This window comes from Lactococcus garvieae (assembly GCF_016027715.1).
Classification (GTDB): domain Bacteria; phylum Bacillota; class Bacilli; order Lactobacillales; family Streptococcaceae; genus Lactococcus; species Lactococcus garvieae_A.
In genome coordinates this window covers 876278-894975 of the sequence record NZ_CP065691.1, presented here as the reverse complement: position 1 = coordinate 894975, position 18698 = coordinate 876278, and the positions used below count along the sequence as shown (strand labels likewise).

At 38.2% G+C, this 18698-nt stretch carries 18 protein-coding genes and 2 tRNA genes; 19 read left to right on the top strand and 1 reads right to left on the bottom strand.

Going from position 1 to position 18698, the window contains the following annotated elements; genetic code table 11:
- The first annotated feature begins 3 nt into the window (after positions 1-3).
- From I6G50_RS04515 to I6G50_RS04440, 16 genes are all read left to right on the top strand, one after another.
- On the top strand, positions 4-156 hold the full coding sequence (locus I6G50_RS04515; protein WP_004260460.1) for a hypothetical protein: 153 nt from the start codon (positions 4-6) through the stop codon (positions 154-156).
- A gap of 135 nt (positions 157-291) precedes the next feature.
- Positions 292-365, top strand: a tRNA-Met gene (locus tag I6G50_RS04510).
- Positions 366-785: 420 nt separating this feature from the next.
- On the top strand, positions 786-980 hold the full coding sequence (locus tag I6G50_RS04505) for a hypothetical protein (RefSeq protein WP_004260457.1): 195 nt from the start codon (positions 786-788) through the stop codon (positions 978-980).
- A 68-nt stretch (positions 981-1048) separates the two neighbouring features.
- On the top strand, positions 1049-1780 hold the full coding sequence (locus I6G50_RS04500) for a class I SAM-dependent methyltransferase (protein WP_197909409.1): 732 nt from the start codon (positions 1049-1051) through the stop codon (positions 1778-1780).
- 95 nt (positions 1781-1875) lie between these two features.
- Positions 1876-2391, top strand: a complete 516-nt coding sequence (gene rimM / locus I6G50_RS04495) for a ribosome maturation factor RimM (RefSeq protein ID WP_004260449.1) — start codon at positions 1876-1878, stop codon at positions 2389-2391.
- A gap of 1 nt (position 2392) precedes the next feature.
- Positions 2393-3121: a tRNA (guanosine(37)-N1)-methyltransferase TrmD gene (gene trmD / locus I6G50_RS04490; protein ID WP_004260447.1), complete on the top strand. Its 729-nt coding sequence runs from the start codon at positions 2393-2395 to the stop codon at positions 3119-3121.
- On the top strand, positions 3121-3705 hold the full coding sequence (locus I6G50_RS04485) for an HAD-IA family hydrolase (RefSeq protein WP_197909305.1): 585 nt from the start codon (positions 3121-3123) through the stop codon (positions 3703-3705). Before trmD ends, I6G50_RS04485 begins: the two co-directional genes overlap by 1 nt.
- Positions 3702-4100, top strand: coding sequence for a DUF1149 family protein (locus I6G50_RS04480; protein WP_004260441.1), 399 nt, complete (start codon positions 3702-3704; stop codon positions 4098-4100). The genes I6G50_RS04485 and I6G50_RS04480 overlap by 4 nt, the downstream gene beginning before the upstream one ends.
- Before the next feature lie 22 nt (positions 4101-4122).
- The gene (locus I6G50_RS04475; protein WP_197909304.1) at positions 4123-4965 is read left to right on the top strand and encodes a DegV family protein; all 843 of its coding nucleotides are present in this window, start codon (positions 4123-4125) and stop codon (positions 4963-4965) included.
- A 231-nt stretch (positions 4966-5196) separates the two neighbouring features.
- Positions 5197-6723, top strand: a complete 1527-nt coding sequence (locus I6G50_RS04470; RefSeq protein WP_081166596.1) for a YfcC family protein — start codon at positions 5197-5199, stop codon at positions 6721-6723.
- A gap of 49 nt (positions 6724-6772) precedes the next feature.
- Entirely contained in the window at positions 6773-8116 is a 1344-nt protein-coding gene (locus I6G50_RS04465) for a M20 family metallopeptidase (RefSeq protein WP_197909303.1), read from the top strand.
- 196 nt (positions 8117-8312) lie between these two features.
- Positions 8313-8386 (top strand) — tRNA-Met (locus tag I6G50_RS04460).
- Between the two features lie 100 nt (positions 8387-8486).
- Positions 8487-9683 (top strand): CCA tRNA nucleotidyltransferase, encoded by a 1197-nt coding sequence (locus tag I6G50_RS04455; protein ID WP_197909302.1) that lies wholly within the window; start codon positions 8487-8489, stop codon positions 9681-9683.
- The gene (locus I6G50_RS04450; RefSeq protein ID WP_081166607.1) at positions 9680-11074 is read left to right on the top strand and encodes a C69 family dipeptidase; all 1395 of its coding nucleotides are present in this window, start codon (positions 9680-9682) and stop codon (positions 11072-11074) included. The genes I6G50_RS04455 and I6G50_RS04450 overlap by 4 nt, the downstream gene beginning before the upstream one ends.
- A gap of 162 nt (positions 11075-11236) precedes the next feature.
- The gene (locus I6G50_RS04445) at positions 11237-13081 is read left to right on the top strand and encodes a glycerophosphodiester phosphodiesterase (RefSeq protein WP_197909301.1); all 1845 of its coding nucleotides are present in this window, start codon (positions 11237-11239) and stop codon (positions 13079-13081) included.
- A gap of 93 nt (positions 13082-13174) precedes the next feature.
- Complete coding sequence (locus tag I6G50_RS04440) at positions 13175-15025, top strand: ABC-F family ATP-binding cassette domain-containing protein (protein WP_197909300.1); 1851 nt, start codon at positions 13175-13177, stop codon at positions 15023-15025.
- A gap of 26 nt (positions 15026-15051) precedes the next feature.
- Here the strand turns inward: I6G50_RS04440 and I6G50_RS04435 are convergent, their stop codons facing one another.
- Entirely contained in the window at positions 15052-16302 is a 1251-nt protein-coding gene (locus I6G50_RS04435) for an APC family permease (RefSeq protein WP_197909299.1), read from the bottom strand.
- A 123-nt stretch (positions 16303-16425) separates the two neighbouring features.
- On the opposite strand from I6G50_RS04435, the gene I6G50_RS04430 reads away from it, so the two are divergent.
- The 3 genes from I6G50_RS04430 to purC all read left to right on the top strand — a co-directional run bounded on the left by I6G50_RS04430 (position 16426) and on the right by purC (position 18686).
- Positions 16426-17265, top strand: a complete 840-nt coding sequence (locus I6G50_RS04430; protein ID WP_197909298.1) for a thymidylate synthase — start codon at positions 16426-16428, stop codon at positions 17263-17265.
- Between the two features lie 174 nt (positions 17266-17439).
- A complete protein-coding gene (locus I6G50_RS04425; RefSeq protein WP_004260399.1) occupies positions 17440-17865 on the top strand; it encodes an ASCH domain-containing protein in 426 nt (141 codons plus the stop codon).
- 104 nt (positions 17866-17969) lie between these two features.
- On the top strand, positions 17970-18686 hold the full coding sequence (gene purC, locus I6G50_RS04420; protein WP_197909297.1) for a phosphoribosylaminoimidazolesuccinocarboxamide synthase: 717 nt from the start codon (positions 17970-17972) through the stop codon (positions 18684-18686).
- The last annotated feature ends 12 nt before the right edge of the window (positions 18687-18698 follow it).

The following is an 18698-nucleotide window of genomic DNA, read 5'->3' as shown; positions in this document are numbered from 1 at the left end:
CAAATGTTAAGGACTTTTGTGTTAAAGAAGTGTGAAGAGAGTATCAAAGTAGAAAATAAAAAGCTAAGAAGTATCAATGATAAATTACTAAAAAAGGTGAAACGTCTCGAAGTAGAAAATAATATCATTAGAAGTAAGTTCATGAACTTGAAATAACATCTACGATGGATTAGGTTATTTGTTATAAGTGTGCTACAATGAGGTACACCATTTTGAGTAACATCCATAAAGATGATGAGCTTATACAAAAACCGATGATACTCTTTGGAGTTCGTTATCTTTTATTATTATCGCGGGATGGAGCAGCTAGGTAGCTCGTCGGGCTCATAACCCGAAGGCCGTAGGTTCAAATCCTACTCCCGCAATATGAAGATGAATTCCCTGCTTCGTCAGGGATTTTTATATTGTTTTAGAGAATAGATTTTAGATGATACCATTTGGAATTAAAAAACATGAGGCGTATCTAAAGTCTGGTTAAGAGATAAGAGAAAATGAAAGGAGAATGAAAAATGGGAATATCAAGAACAAAACAGCAGATTTCACTCATATTTGAAAAGCCAGTGAGCTTAGTAAACTATGAATTGTCGATAATGAGAAAAAATATAAACTTTAAAGAGTATATATTTGATTCCAGCAACAAAAAGCAAACATATGTGAACATGTATGGTTATTATAAATATTTGAATTATTGTGGAGTAAAATAAGTCCCAATATATTATTAAGTAGCAATACTCAGGTATGCTCACTTAACTGAATGGTACTTTCTCAGAAAGGAAGGTTTACAAATGCAAGCAGGAGACATCATCACACTATCAAATGGCGAAAAAGCAACGATAGTTACCGCTGACACAGACAAATTTAAAAATATTATTATTGTAGAACTTGAAGATCATGATGTACGTGTCGTTGATCGCGAGACTTTGACACTTGCACCAGCTAAATACCATGATAATTTTGGGTCTCATAGTAAGATATGGTAACCTTTATATAAGCAGATAGACTTTCTGGCTATTGCCTTAGGATAAGAAGAATGACGGAGGGAAACTCAATGACAGCCACGGAGCAAGAATTAGCTGAGTTTTGGGATGATTTTGCAGAAGAATATGAAGAAATTCAACAAGAATCCCCCTTTCCAATAGCTCAAGAACTGAGTGACTTCTTATTTCAAGAAAAAATTTTTCCCTGCCAAACCCTCCTAGATGTAGCGGGGGGAAGCGGGCGGTATTTGTCGTCTTTTCAAGAGTATGTATCTGAATACACGCTCGCGGATATATCTCCTCGGATGCTAGAGATTGCTAAGACCAAGCAGACACAAGAGAATGTTTGTTTTCTTCAGCAAAGTCAAGAAGCATTAATGACGAGCGAGAAAAAGTTTCAAGTTGTTTTTTCAGCAATGAATCCGGCCTTAGATAGTCCCGAGAAGATAAGGGATTTGTGCCAACTAAGCCAAGAGTGGTGCCTTATTTTTCGGCTTATTGAAGAGCAAGATTCTTTGTTTTCACCCTATGAGCAAGAGACTAATCCCCAACTCAACTGGATGGAAGACTACAAAAACTTTTTAAAGAAAGAAAAACAAAGCTTTTTTTCAAAACAGTTTTCGTATGAGAAAACAGAAGAAGTTTCAAAATCTTTTTTTCATGATTACTTTGAGGATCAATTTACAGAACAAATGCTAAATGAATATATACATAATATTTTTGGCTCACAAGAAACCAAAGAAAACCAGCATAAAGTGGTCTATGAACTCATCTATATTCCATGTGGAGATAAGCAACTTTGAGTAATCATTGTTGCTTATTTTTATTTTATAAAGGAAAAGAGACAAAGCTGGAATCCTGATGGGAAATAATATGTGAATTATGGTAAAATACTCTTATGACAAAATTTTACAATGTAGGCACAATAGTGAATACACAAGGACTTCAGGGAGAAGTTCGTGTGATTTCAGTTACCGACTTTGCTGAAGAACGTTTTGCAAAAAACACAATTTTAGCTCTTTTTGACAAAAAGGGAAATTATGTCCAAGACTTAAAAGTGAAAACAGCGCGCAAGCAAAAGAATTTTTACGTCGTTAAATTTGAAGGCTTTTATCATATTAACGAGGTGGAAGGCTTTAAAGAATTCAGCTTGAAAATAGCCGAAGACAAATTAAAGGATTTGGACGAAGGTGAATTTTATTATCATGAAATCATCGGGTTAGATGTATATGAAAATGATCATCTGATCGGTCAGATTTCGGAAATCTTGCAGCCTGGGGCCAATGATGTCTGGGTGGTTAAGCGTAAAGGAAAGCGTGATTTACTCCTTCCTTATATTCCGCCTGTTATTTTGAATGTGGATGTTAAAGCTAAACGAGTTGATGTAGAGATAATGGAAGGTTTGGACGACTAAGATGAAAGTGGATATTTTAACAATTTTTCCAAATATGTTTGATTCGCTTAATCAATCCATTGTAGGCAAAGCTCAAGAAAAAGGTTTGCTTGAATTACACACGCATGATTTTAGGGAAAATGCGGATAATAAGCAAAGACATGTGGACGATATGCCCTATGGCGGGGGTCAAGGCATGCTGCTTATGCCTCAGCCTATCTACGATACTATGGAAAAAATTCCTCACGAAAAGGCGCGTGTCATCTTGCTGGACCCCGCAGGTAAACGTTACACTCAAAAGATGGCAGAAGAGCTCGCTCAGGAAGAACATTTAATTTTTATTTGTGGGCATTATGAAGGTTATGATGAGCGTATCAAGGATTTAGTGACGGACGAAATTTCACTGGGAGATTTTGTCTTGACAGGTGGAGAAGTAGCAGCGACTGTTATTGTGGACTCTGTTGTCCGCTTGCTGCCAGGTGCTTTGGGTAAAGCAGCTAGTCATGAGGACGATTCTTTTTCTTCAGGCTTGCTTGAATATCCTCAGTATACACGTCCAGAAGACTTCCGAGGAAAGAAAGTTCCAAGTGTCTTAATGTCGGGACATCATGAAAATATTCGTAAATGGCGATTAACGGAAAGTCTGAAGAAAACTTTGGAACGTCGTCCAGACTTACTGGAACAATATGAAGCTAATGAAGAAGAACAGCAGATTTTAACCCAGCTGAAAGCAGAAAGTGGCGATTATTGATGGAGTGGAAAAATTATATCTGGGATTTTGATGGTACTCTTTTTGACACTTATCCGGTGATGTTAGTAGCTCTGCGTGAGACGATGAAGCAAATGTCTGTGGAATATCCAGGAGATTTGGAAGCTTATATTAAGCGCTTCTCTATTCGTAAATTTGCCCAGGAGTTTGCCAATCAAGATTTTTTGGATCTTTATCATAAAATAGAATTAGAACTGCAAGATAACCCTCAAGTCTATACTGAAATTCCTGATATTTTATCGGAAATTGTCGAGAATGGTGGACGAAACTTTGTCCTAAGCCATCGCGATGATTCGACATTTGAATATCTGGGGGAACTTCGGAAATACTTTACAGAGATTATCACGAGTCAGCAAAATTTTGCACGTAAGCCAAGTCCAGAAGCCTTGGAATATCTGCTAAACAAGTACCAACTTAACCCTCATGAAACAGTTATGATAGGTGATCGTCCGCTAGACATTGAAGCTGGTATAAATGCAGGAGTTGCGACCCTGCTTTTAGATGAAAAAGGATATTTTGGAGATATTGCTGACCAAAATATAAGAAAATGGAGTGAATGGAAATGACATTAACACTAGAACGCGATAAAGAATTTGTAAATCAATTTCACTATGATGCACGTAATTATGAGTGGGAAAAAGAAAACGGCACACCAGAAACAAACATCAATGTACAATTTCAACTGGTTCCTCATGACCAGATTCCAGAAGGAAGTGCTACATCTGAAGATACAGCAATTTATGCGATTTTAACTTACATGATTCCTTTAGAAAATATTGTATTATCAGGTATGTTAAGTCAGCTGAACTATGTACGTGGTCGTCAAGTGAAAGAACAGTCTGAATTAGAACAAGAAGAAATGGCACAAATTGCTGATCCTCTTTTTGATTTACTGAAGCGCTTGGTTTACGAAACAACAGAGGTTGCCCTTGACCAACCGGGGATTAATCTACAATTTTAAGGATTTTTCAAAATTATTTATTATGAAATTAGCAATTATTACAGATACTTCGGCCGATTTTGCCGAACAATATAAAAAGCGCGATGACTTATTTATTTTGGAAATTCCCATCTCCATCGAAGGAAAAGAATATAAGCCAAGTGAGATGACGCATCAAGAGTGGTATAAGCTTATGGCTGCTACTTCAGAAGCTCCTAAAACATCTCAACCCAGTATTCTGGAGTTACAAGAAGTGCTGAAAAATCTAAAACAAGAGGGATTCACCCATGTTTTAGGGGCCTTTTTGAGCTCGGGAATTTCTGGTTTTTACCAAAATGCTTTTTATTTACAAAATGAATTTGAAGATATGGTTGTCAAATTCCCAGAAACATTTATCACCTCAAGTCCTTTAGGCTATATGATTGAGACAGCTTTGGATGCGTCCGATGCTGGAAAATCTTTTGAAGAGATTGTGGCGCAATTTGAATATCAAAGAGAAAATGACAATGCCTTCATGCTTGTAGACGACCTACACTGGCTCGCTAAAGGCGGGCGTCTTTCTCGAGGTGGTGAGCTACTCGGTACTCTTCTCAATATTAAACCGATTTTACAGTTCTCTGAAGACGGTAAAGTCGTAGTCTATGATAAAGTACGAACAAGTAAAAAAGCAGTGAGTGAGTTGAAAAAACTTATGCTCGAAAATAGTGATCCAAAAGTGCATAAAGTATACGTGCTCCACGCAGATGCAAAAGATCAGGCTGATGACCTTTATGCTTTTGCTATCTCCCACGGTTACGACGATGTAGAAGTTGTAACCTTTGGCCCAGTCATTGCGACCCATCTTGGTTTGGGAGCAATTGCTTATGGCTTTTCCCCAAAAAAATAAGATAGTGTATAAAAATTAATGAAATAAAAGGAAGGGTATGTAAAAACTACACTTCCTTTTATTTTTTTCTAATTTTTATAATATACAGTATCTGTAAGGGATGAAACCGCAGACATAATATTAAAAAAGAAACTTGGCTTTATAAGTTACAGGTTTTGGTTGACTTTAACTTAAAAAAATATTAAACTAAAGTTGTTATTATACGTATAAATATACATTAGGAGGTATATTATGGAAGCAAAAGCTGAAAAGAAAAAATTCCAAATGCCATCGGCATACACGATTCTTTTTATCATTATTGTTCTTATTGCAATATTAACTTGGTTTATTCCAGCAGGTCATTACAAGGTGGATGATGCAGGGAATATCATTGCAGGTTCATTCACACAAGTTGCTTCAAATCCCCAAGGTATTTGGGATATGCTTATGGCACCCGTTAATGGGATGCTGGGTATAGAAGCAAATGGAAATGTGCCAGCGACACCCGCTGCTATTCCCATTTCGTTCTTTATCTTGATGGTTGGTGGCTTCTTAGGTGTTGTCAACAAAACAGGAGCACTTGAAGCAGGTATCGCCTCAATCGTTAAGCGTTTTAAAGGCAAAGAAAAAATGCTCATCCCCGTCTTGATGATTCTTTTTGCTCTAGGTGGATCAACCTATGGTATGGCAGAAGAAACTCTCGCTTTTTATGCATTGATTATCCCTGTCATGATCGCCGTAGGATTTGATACAGTTGTAGCGGTTGCTATTGTTTTAGTGGGTTCACAAGTTGGATGTTTGGCTTCAACAGTTAACCCCTTTGCCACTGGGGTGGCATCACAAGCTGTCGGTATTTCGATGGGCCAAGGGATGGGCTTACGTTTCTTCATGTTGGTCGTCTTGACCGGTATTTCGATTCTCTATGTTTATCGTTATGCTTCAAAAATTGAGAAAGATCCAACTAAATCATTAGTTTATAAAAATCGTAAAGCAGACATTGAACATTTTGATATTGCCTCTATTGAAAAACAAGAAAATATCACGCAACGTCAAAAATGGGTGAACGTCGTTTTCTTCGGCAGTTTCCTTATCATGATTATGTCACTTGTTCCATGGGATATGCTGAATGAACACTTTACTTTCTTCAACGACTTTACGACATGGTTAACATCTATTCCTGGTTTAGGCGTTGTACTTGGGAAGAGTATGGTTCCATTTGGTGCTTGGTACTTCCCTGAAATCACAATGCTCTTTATCGTTATGGCGGTAGTTGTTGCTTTTGTTTACCGTATGAAAGAAGGGGAGTTCATCTCAGCCTTTCTAGAAGGTGCTTCCGATATGATCGGGGTAGCCATTGTCGTGGCTGTAGCTCGTGGTATTCAAGTTGTAATGAATAACGGTATGATTACAGATACAATCTTGCATTGGGGAGAACAAGGACTTCAAGGCCTATCATCAAGCCTCTTTATCATCTTGACTTTCATTTTCTACCTACCAATGAGTTTCTTGATTCCTTCAACATCTGGTCTTGCAGCTGCTACCATGGGTATTATGGGCCCAATGGGTGAGTTTGCGAATGTCTCAAAAGACTTAGTGATTACAGCTTATCAATCTGCCTCAGGTATCTTGAACCTTATTACACCAACATCAGCAGTTGTTATGGGTGCCCTCGCTATTGCCCGTTTTAACATTGGAACATGGTGGAAATTTATGGCTAAGTTGATTGTGATTCAACTCGTCGTTATTATGGTTATCCTTGGTGTTGCCGCAGTACTTTAAAAAATGAATAAAAAGGCTTTCCATAGGGGAAGCTTTTGTTGGAGGTCATATGAAAACTTTTATTACAGATGAACATCAAACAGCAGCAGTACAATCTATCGGACGTTTAGTGAAACATGCGTCAGTACTTGACGAGAGTGATTCTGGCTCAGGTCACCCTTTCGGGAGAGCCGTGCTTGGTGCCCTTGAAGAAGTATTAAAACTCTGCAAGGAACTAGGGTTCACGACTTTCCAAGATCCAGAAGGTTATTATGGTTATGCTGAGATTGGTCAAGGGGAGAAGATGTTCGGCTTGCTTTGCCATATGGATGTTGTGCCAGCAGCAGATCAAGCTGGATGGGAGACAAATCCTTTCGAGATGGTTGAACGTGATGGACTTTTGATAGGACGTGGTACGCAGGATGATAAAGGTCCAAGTATGGCCGCACTTTATGCAGTTAAAGCGCTTATGGATGCGGGAGTGACTTTTGATGGCCGTATACGCTTTATCTTTGGAACCGATGAAGAAACCCTTTGGCGTTGCTTGGATAAGTATAATGAAAAAGAAGAACCAATTACGATGGGGTTTGCCCCAGATTCGCATTTCCCTTTAAATTATGCGGAAAAAGGTTTGCTTCAAGCTTATCTAACTGGACCTGGGACAGAAGAATTCTCATTGAGTTCTCCAGGTGCTCTAAATGTTGTGCCCGACCGTGCAGCCTATCATTCTCAAAAATTAGAAGAAGTAAAAGCAGCACTAACTGCTCATGGTTTTGAATATGAAACTACAGAACAAGGTATTTCTGTTCATGGTAAAAGTGTGCATGCCATGGCTGCCCCAGAGGGTATCAATGCGACATTGCGCTTGGCAATCGCTCTATCTGAAGTTTTTGACTTTGAACCTCTCAATTTCTTAGGAAAATTAGTTCAAGAAAATGCTACGGGTGAAAATGTTGTTGGAAAAGTATTTGACGAACAATCTGGTGAGTTAACGATGAATTTCACTGATGTTGAGATTACGCCAGAGCATACCAAGATTGGTGTGGATATGCGTATTCCGGTAACGGTTGATAAAGACAAATTAGCGGAAAAACTTGCCACTAAAGCAGGCGAATATGGTCTTGTATATAAAGAATATGACTGGTTAAATCCACTGTATGTTCCTGTCGAAAGCGAACTGATTCAAGCGCTCTTATCGACTTATCGTGAAATTACAGGTGATAAAACTGAACCGATGGTTTCAGGTGGCGCAACATTTGCGCGAACAATGAAAAACTGTGTCGCTTTTGGCGCAATGTTCCCAGAAACGCCTGATTATATGCATCAAGCAAACGAACAATGGGCCATCACTGATTTGCGCAAAACGATGGAGATTTATGCAGAAGCAATCTATCGTTTGTGTGCAGTAAAGTAATGGCTTAGTTACAAATAAAAAGCGAGACCTTTGGGTTTCGTTTTTTATTTGTCTGTTTATATATGGCTTTACATAAGTTATGTTGCCTCATCTTTAAGTTATCGTTTGGTGTTGCAGAAAAAGTCAGACAATTTGCAGAAAGAGGGCAAGTGTGCTAAAATGAAGGCAGTTAAAAGAATATACTAAATTTTATCGTCGCGGGATGGAGCAGCTAGGTAGCTCGTCGGGCTCATAACCCGAAGGTCGTAGGTTCAAATCCTGCTCCCGCAATCGTTTGAAAATCCCTTGAAATTCCAAGGGATTTTTTTCTTTCTACGCAAAGGGTCAACTCATTGACTCTTTTTTATTTGAAAAGTGCTAAAATAGAGATATGATACTAGAGAATTTGCCGTCAGAATTTGTACAAGCTTTGCCGGTTTTAGAAAAAATACAGGCACATGGCTTTGAGGCTTATTTTGTAGGAGGCAGCGTGCGTGATGTGCTATTGCAACGACCCATTCATGATGTTGATATTGCGACCAGTGCTTATCCAGCTGAAACCAAGGCTATATTTCCTCATACCATTGATGTAGGGATTGAGCATGGGACGGTACTCGTTTTAGCTGGTAAATCTGAAGCAGAGCATTATGAAATTACTACTTTCCGGACAGAAAGTGCTTATACGGACTATCGCCGACCAGATTCAGTAGATTTTGTCCGAGAACTTTCAGAAGATCTGAAACGCCGGGACTTCACAATAAATGCTTTTGCTATGGATACTCATGGGCAAGTCATTGATATGTTTGATGGTCTCTCTGATTTAGCTGCTGCACGCCTTCGTGCAGTTGGGGCTCCTGCAGAGCGTTTTAACGAAGATGCGCTACGTATTATGCGCGCGATGCGCTTTGCGGCAACCTTGAATTTTGATATTGAAGAGGAAACTTTCAAGGCGATGAAGGAACGTGCTCACCTTTTGAGTAAAATCTCTATTGAACGGATTTTTATTGAATTAGATAAATTACTTCTAGCAAAAAATTGGAAAAAAGGCCTAGAAATTCTTTTGACTTCCCAAGCATATGAATTTCTCCCTGATTTACAAGAGCAAGCTATAAGTAAACTGATTCAAAGCATAGATGAAGATTTTACTTTTAGAAACTCAGCACAGGCCTGGGCAGCTCTTTTAGTCCATTTTGAACAAATTAATGTAAAAGCTTTTTTGAAGAAATGGAAAGTATCTAATGACTTCATCAAGTATGTTTATGATTTGACAGAAGCGTATAAGCTAGAAGCTTGGAGTCTTGAAAGTCTTTATCGCTATGGCTTAGAAAAAGTTACACTTGTAGATCAGCTTAAACTTGCTGAAGGTAAACAAATAGATGGCGAACAAGCACGCTTATATGATGAACAGCTTCAAATTCATCATAAGTCTGAGATTGCTGTTACTGGTAATGACATCATTCAAACCTTAGGGATAAAACCTGGTCCAGAACTAGGGAAGATACTCCATCAGATTGAAGGAATGATTGTTAAAAACCAATTAAAAAATGATAGAAACAAAATTTTAACATATATTAAGGAGATTCTATGATTACTCGTAAACAAGGTTCATGTACTACTATTTTAGTAGGGAAAAAGGCCACTATTGACGGCTCAACACTTATCGCTCGTAATGACGATGGCCACGAAGCACTTGACCCACAACGCTTTGTCGTGGTTCAGCCAGAAGAACAACCCCGCCACTACAAATCAGTTCTAAGTGCTTTGGAATTGGACCTTCCAGAAAACCCAATGCGTTATACAGCAACACCAAATGCTGTTTTGACAAGTGGTACTTGGGCAGCAGCGGGTATTAACTCCGCTAACGTAGCGATGTCAGCCACTGAAACCATCACCACAAACCCACGCATCTTGGGGCTTGATCCTTATAATGATGAAAGTGGTATGGGCGAGGAAGACTATGTAACTTTAGTTTTACCTTATATTCATAGTGCACGCGAAGGTGTGGAACGCTTAGGTGCCCTCTTAGACCAATACGGGACTTATGAACCAAATGGTATTGCTTTTGCTGATAAAGAAGAAGTATGGTGGTTGGAAACTATTGGTGGGCATCATTGGGCGGCTGTCCGTATCCCTGATGACTCTTATGTGGTGGCGCCAAACCGTATGAATATTGATCACTTTGATTTTGAAAGTGAAGATACGCTTTGCTCAGCAGACTTGAAAGATTTGATTGATGAAAATCTTCTCAATCCAGATTTTGAAGGTTATAACTTACGTCATATCTTTGGCTCTAGTTCAGTTAAGGACAGTGTTTATAACAACCCACGCACTTGGTATGGTCAAAATGCTTTGGGAACGCCAAGCGATGATCCTCAAAATTCAGAGCTACCATTTATCTGTAAAGCTTCTCGTAAAATCTCAGTGGAAGATGTAAAATTTGTACTTTCAAGTCACTTTGAAAATACAGAATTTGACACTTATGGTACAACGAATACACCAGAACAAGCACAACTTTTCCGTCCAATCGGTATCAACCGTAACCACAGTGTGCACATCCTGCAAATCCGTAACCATGTGGATGAAAAACTTGCGGGTGTCCAATGGTTAGCCTTTGGTGCTAATACGTTTAACCATGTTGTACCTTTTTACACGAATGTTGAGGATACACCTGCTTGCTACCGTGATGCAACAGCTACATTTGATTTGAATAACATGTACTGGCTCAGCTGTACAGCGGCGCTTCTAGGGGATACTGACTACAGTAAATTTGTTGATCTTCGCGATACTTATGAGTTGGCAACAATGGGCAAATTCCGTGAAATACAAAATGCGACAGATAAAGCTGGAGCAGCAGCTGATCCACAAGCTGCTAATGAAGAACTGGCTGCCTTTGCACTTAAAGCAATGACTGAAATGCTTGGTCGTATGGTTATCTCAGGTTCAAACCGTATGAAATTACGTTATGATTTTAATGATTAATAAAAGTAAAAAGCACTGGGGTGCTTTTTTTCTTGTACACAAAAGTAAGAAACTGTCCATTGAAAATAGCGGAAGAAAATAGCTTCTTAATATTCAGAATATATTATGCTAAAATAAAAAGAAGTATTTTTATATTTACCACTAAAGAAGAAAGCAAGGAAAATGCGTAAAACTTTTCAATCGACAAAAGACTTTTTTAAAAACACCTTTAATTATTTTGGGCCAGCTATCTTTTTTCATCTCTTAGTTTTGCTGGTTGTTGTTCCAACACTTACAGCAACGACAAATTATATACTCAATCGAAAAGAAATTGACTATTTAGCCTTTGACAATGTTTTTTCAATCTTTAGGGAACATCCGATGTCAGGGCTCGCTTTAGTTGGAGTTCTCGTATTGATTTTAGTCACCGTGTTTTTGGAATTTGCCTTTCTGACGATACTGGTTCATTTTGTGAAGGTGAAGCAAAAAGTAACGATACCTGAACTGCTCTATGCGACTGCTTCAAGATTAAGACACCTCAGGCCATCTTTAATAATTTTTTTCCTCTTTTACTTTATGCTGGTGCTTCCTTTGAGTGGTTTTGCCAACAGTATTGATATTATTTCAGCGATTCAAGTACCTAATTTTATTTTAGAATTTATTGCAACAAATAACTGGTGGCTCCTTGCCGCTTATCTTTTACTCACCGTTTTATCGGTTTATATTAGTTATCGTCTCATCTTTGTGTTACCTCTGATGATCTTACAGCAAAAGAAACTAAGGACTTCTCTGGCAGAGAGTTGGAAGATGAGTAAGAAGAAATTCAGAGTGTTTCTTTTGCGCTTCACAGCAATTTTTATAAGTCTACTTGTATCATTTTGGATAATGAGTCAGTCTTTGATCTTTGTTCAAACTGAAATTGAACAACACTTGCCTAATATCGCCTTAGCATCTGCCACGGTGATTATGCTTATCATACAGATTTTGGCTGTCTTACATATGCTTTTATCTTTGATTCTGATTTTCTATGTTGTCATTAATCTTCTAGAAGAGTTGACACCAGAAAAAATTGTAGTTGAGCTAAAGGAATTTCGGATTCTTCCAAGAGGTTGGGTTTGGTTTGTTCGGAGTTTCTTAAGCTTACTTTTGTTTTTGTTTCTCGCTGCGAGTTGTATTTACAATGTTTACTACCTCAGCCAAGATACCTTATCCGATCCCTTGATCATATCGCATCGTGGTGTTTCAGAACAGAAAGGTGTGCAAAATACGATTCCTGCCTTGATTGAAACCAGTCAAACACATCATCCGGATTATGTTGAGATTGATGTCCGTGAAACGAAAGATAAACAGTTTGTGGTTATGCACGAAGAAAATGTGCGTTTACTCACTGGAGTGAACAAAAAAGTAAGTCAAATGACGCTAGATGAGGCAACCAAACTGACAGTGCATGAGCATGGGCAGTCAGCACCACTCCCTAGCTTTGATGCGTATTTAAAAGAAGCAAATAAACTGAAGCAAAAACTTTTGATTGAGATTAAGGTACCGCTGAATGCAAACCTTGATGCCGTGAGTAAAAACTTCTTGAAGCGCTACAAACAGGACATCGCCATATATAAACATCAGGTACAGACTTTGAGTTTCGATCTTTCAAGGACCTTAAAAGACCAAGACACGTCTACATTTGTATCTTATATTATGACTTATAATTTGATTGGCGTACCAAAAAGTAATGTGGATGCTTTTTCAGTCGAAATCTCGACATTAGATACTGAATTTGTTGAGAAGGCTCATGGTTATGGGAAAAAAGTCTACGCCTGGGATGTAAATGATTCAAATACCGTACAACGGATGAGACTCTATGATGTAGATGGTCTCATAACTGATAACATTCCTGTAGTGAAGAAAACAATTGAAGAAACACAAGACGGTATGAGCTTTTCTCAAAAAATCCGAATTTATTTGTTGGATTTGGGTAATGCAGATTTAACTGGCCTTGATTCGGAAAGCAGTTCTAGTTTTAATGTTTAGCCACAACAGCCAAGGGGATGAGCTCCTTGGCTGTTGTATTTATGCTATAATGAGTAAGAGTGTTTCAGAGAGAAAGATAGGATTTAAAGAACAATGGCAGATTTTTTAGCATCGGAATTGACTAAAAGTGTTGGTGATAAAACTCTTTTTGATAAAATTTCATTTATAATTCATGATTTAGACCGCATTGGTTTATTAGGGACAAATGGTACAGGGAAAACAACTTTACTGAATATTATTGCTGAAGTACAAGGTTATGATGGGGATGTTTCTCCTTTTACTCATCCACAAGACTATAAGATTACGTATTTAACACAAGAACCGGCTTTTGACGATACAGCGAGTATCATGGATACCGTTCTCGATGATTCGCTGCCACAGATGAGAGCCATTAAAAACTATGAAGCAGCCCTTTTAAATATTGAAGATTTATCAAAGTTTGAGCGTGCACAGGCAGATATGGATGCTCTAAATGCTTGGCAAGTAGAAGCTGATGTGAAAACGGTATTAACGAAACTTAAACTGCCGGATTTTTCTTCAAAAATTGGCTCGCTTTCTGGAGGACAAAAGCGCCGTGTTCAGTTGGCTCAAGCACTGGTTAATCCATCTGACTTGCTTTTGCTAGATGAACCTACAAACCACCTCGATGTGGATACGATTTCTTGGTTACAGAATTATCTGAAAAATAGTAAGCGCACAGTGCTTTTTGTAACCCATGATCGTTACTTTTTAGATAATGTCGCCACCCGTATTTTTGAATTGGATAAAGCCAAACTTAAAGAGTACCAAGGAAACTATCAAGACTATTTGGCCAAACGGGCAGAAGATGAGGAACGTGAAGCTGCAAGTTTACATAAAAATCAGCAACTTTATAAGTCTGAGCTGGTTTGGATTCGTAAGTCTCCTCAAGCACGTGCCACAAAACAACAAGCTCGGATAGATCGTTTTGAAAATCTGAAAGAAGATGTTCGGACGGATAAAGATTTGGGAAATGTAGATATCAGCTTAGCGACGACACGTTTGGGTAAAAAAGTAATAAACTTTGAAAATGCTGGTTTTGCTTTCCCAGACAAGGAGATATTTTCAAACCTTAACTGGATAGTACAAAACAAAAGTCGTGTGGGCATTGTTGGTGATAATGGTGTCGGAAAATCAACCCTTCTTAATATTATTGCTGGTGAACTTGAATTGACTGAAGGAACAATGGATATTGGAGAAACAGTCAAGATTGGTTACTTTAGCCAAGAAATTCGAGGTTTGGAAGAAGACAAACGTATTATTAGCTTCCTAGAAGAGGTTGCATCTGCCAGTCAAAATACAAGTGGCGAATCGATTTCGATTGTTAATCTTTTAGAGCAATTTTTATTCCCAAGAAGTACGCATGGAACTTTGATTCGTAAGCTTTCTGGTGGGGAGAAAAAACGCCTTTATTTATTGAAAATATTGCTGACTCAACCTAATGTTTTACTTTTGGATGAGCCGACAAATGATTTAGATATTGCAACATTAACCGTTTTAGAAGATTTTCTTTCAAGATTCCCCGGCGCTGTTATCACTGTGAGTCATGACCGCTATTTCCAAGATAAAGTGTCAAATGAACTTTTAGCTTTTGAAAACGGAGAAATTAAGCATCTTTTTGGCGCTTACAGTGATTATCTGCTGACAAAAGAAAATATCCCTGCAGAAGAATCAGCTCCTAAGGTGGATACACGTGTACGTGAGGAAAGTAAACCACGTATGACATGGGCAGAAAAACAAGAGTGGGGATCGATTGAGGATGAAATCGCAGAATTAGAAGCACGTATCGAAGAAATAGATACAGCTATGAACGAAAACGGATCAGATGCCGGTATGCTTTCTGACTTACAAAAAGAATTGGATCAGGTGACTTCTGATCTAGAAGAAAAATATGAACGCTGGGAATTTCTTAGTGAAAAGGCATAAAAAGCTGGGCATAATTGCCCAGCTTTTTACATCTTTTTAATTTTTTCTTGTCGTGCTAATTTTTGAGAAAAGAAATAAGCTAGGGAAAGGACAATCACGATACTGAATCCCACGGTTAGAACTTGTACTGTAAAACTAAAGAGCAGTACAAGTGAGAAGAGAACAGTACCCAGACCAATAAACATAAACTTTTTCTTGATATTCGCAAAACCAGTAGAAAGGTACTGGGCAAAGCTCATAAAGACTGTCAGCCCAGAAAGGAACAAATAGTTCCCACTTAGATAGAGTAAAACCGCTCCTAAAAATGTAAGGGCCACAGCGATACCGGGAGCCCCGAAGCGATTACTTTTAGCTACTCGCATAGGCACGTCCTCATGTGCTTGAGCGAGGCTAACTAAAATAGTGGTAGTATTAAAGGAAGCCGCGACAGCAACACCGAAGATTGAGATACAAATCGCAAATATGATAAGGGGTACACCAATAGCGCCAACAACTTGACTAAAAGCACTTGCAGCAGGAACAAGGCTATCAGGGAGAGATGAGCCTAGAGCTCCGATTGTAATAGTTTGAAGTAAAAGGTAAAGAAAAGTACAAGTCAAGATAACCCAAGTAAGCATTTTAGGAAGAGTCTTAGACGGATCTTTGATTTTATCCGCATTGACAGGTAAAAATGAAAATCCTGTATAGAAGAAGAATGCTGTACCATAAGCGCTAATAAAACCTTGCAAGGGACTGACATTCGATAATGTAGGTTGAGCAGTGAAGTTCGCCCCACGAAAGAGCCAGATACAGGTCAAAGAAAAAATAGCAATGATTAAGATTTTAACGAGTGAAGTAAGGCTATCTAACTTGTTTAAAATAGAAGCTCCAAAAAAACTGACCAGCGCTAAAAGGAGCAAGAGGATAAGGCCTATTAACTTCCCATTCGCATGAGGATAGATCATCTGAAGCGCAGTCATCAAGGCGGAAACTTCAGTTGCCAGTGTGACGACACCAAGCATCCATGTCAACATCCCAATAATGAACCCAGCAAAAGGCCCGAAGATATTTTTGACGTAGACAAAAGCGCCACCACTTTCAGGATAGAGTTTACTCATATTTGCATAAGAAAGGGCAATGACTAAGATAGAGAGGCCGGCCGCTGCAATAGCAAGCAGACTATAGATTCCAGCCTTGTTATAAATGTGTCCAGAGAGCAAGAAGATGCCCGACCCAATAATACTGTTTATACCTAAGAGAAAAACAGCAAACGGTGAGAGAAGTTTTTCTTTTTTCATTTAATTATATTATAACAAAACAACGAAAGACAACAAAGCTTATTAGTTCTAAGCTTTAAACGATTAATGTAGAATATGGTATAATGTTAGTCAGAAATAAATGACACTTTAAGAGAGGGACATATGACCTACGCAGACAAAATCTTCAAAGAAAATATCAGTAATATCCTCGAAAATGGCGTGTTCTCTGAAAATGCACGTCCAAAATATAAAAATGGCCAAACAGCTAATAGTAAATATATTACAGGATCTTTCGTAACTTATGATCTTGAAAAAGACCAATTTCCAATCACTACTCTTCGTCGTATCCCTATAAAAACAGCCATTAAAGAATTGATGTGGATTTATCAAGACCAAACCAGCGAATTGAGTGTGCTTGAAGACAAATATGGTGTGAAATACTGGGCTGAGTGGGGCATTGGTGATGGAACAATCGGTCAACGCTATGGTGCAACTGTCAAGAAATATAATATTATCGGTAAACTTTTAGAAGGATTAGAAAAAAATCCGTGGAATCGCCGTAATATTATTAACCTTTGGCAGTATGAAGATTTTGAAGAAACAGAGGGTCTTTTACCCTGTGCTTTTCAAACGATGTTTGATGTGCGACGTGAAGCTGACGGGCAAATCTATCTGGATGCAACCTTGATTCAACGCTCTAACGATATGCTTGTCGCCCACCATATCAATGCGATGCAATATGTCGCCTTACAAATGATGCTGGCTAAGCATTTTAGTTGGAAAGTGGGTAAGTTTTTCTACTTCATTAATAACTTACATATCTATGATAACCAATTTGAACAAGCCAATGAGCTATTGTCACGTACAGCTGCTGAAAAAGAACCCCGTCTCGTTTTGAATGTTCCAGATGGTACGAATTTCTTTGATATTAAACCCGAAGATTTTGAATTAGTAGACTATGAGCCAGTGAGCCCCCAACTAAAATTTGATCTGGCAATCTGAGAATATTATAGTATAAAGATATACCCGTAACAAATGTAGATGTTTCCATAATGGCTCGTTATTTCTTTGAACATCGAGGCTACGTACTCTTGTCAGGGCAAGCTGTTCCTCAAAGAAAACAACTTTTAAAAAAATATAAAATGCAATTAAAGTTATAAAAAGAATGGACGAAATATGTACGCAAAATTTATTGAAGAAGCAAATCTAAATCCCGAGAATTTTAGTGACGCTTGGGCTTTTGGCAATAGTCCCGAGATGGCAGATGAATTACTAGAATTGGTCCTTCAAGGGAAAAAAACAGCAACAGCAAGTGCTTTGGCAGACTATGGCCCAGATGATTTTCTGCCTGCTGTTGATGGCAGATACGAAATTTTACTGGATGGGAAAGGTCGCCCTCGGGTCGCAATTCAAACCAGTAAGGTTTATATTGCTAAATTTGATAAAGTTACAGAGGACCATGCCTTCAAAGAAGGAGAAGGTGATCGCAGTTTAGCCCATTGGCGGCGGGTACATGAACAGTTTTTCCGGGAGATGGACTGTTTTTCTCCAAACATGGATGTTGTCTGCGAAGAATTTGAAATACTTTACAAACGTTCGTAAAAGGCGAATGATATTTAAAAAAGATATTACTTTCACAAGTAATATCTTTTTTTGTTTTATAAATAAGGTTAGAATAAGATTATAAAATAAATAGGAGGCATATTGTGAGAAAGGGACACTTACTTTATGAAGGAAAAGCTAAAAAGCTTTATGAAACAGAGGACTCAGGAGTGATTTGGGTTGAATATTGTGACAATGCTACAGCCTTGAATGGTAAAAGGAAAGAGGAAATTAAAGGTAAAGGGGCACTTAATAATCAAATAACTTCATTGATTTTCCAAAAACTTAATTCCGAAAATATCCGAACAACATTCATCGAGTCACTATCTAATACCGAACAATTGAATCATAAAGTTGAAATTATTCCACTAGAAGTTGTCTTAAGAAATCGTGTCGCAGGTTCCTTTGCTAAAAGATTTGGCTTGGAAGAGGGGGAAGTTCTTCCTCAACCCATCATTGAATTTTATTACAAGTCTGATCAGCTTGATGATCCATTTATCAATGATGAACATGTTTATTTTCTCAATATTGCCACTCAGGAAGAGCTGAAGTTCATAAAAGAAGAAACACTTAAAATTAATGGGTTGCTTAAAAAAATATGGTCAGAAATAGGTTTAAGCTTAGTAGACTTTAAACTAGAATTTGGACGTACACCGGCTGGGGAGATTATCTTAGCCGATGAAATTTCTCCAGATACTTGTCGTCTCTGGGATGCAGAGGGAAATCACTTAGATAAGGACGTCTTTCGTCGTAATATAGGTGATTTGATTGAAGTTTATAGTCGTGTCTTGGAAGCCTTACAAGATAAAAAATCGCTTTAAAAATAATACTAA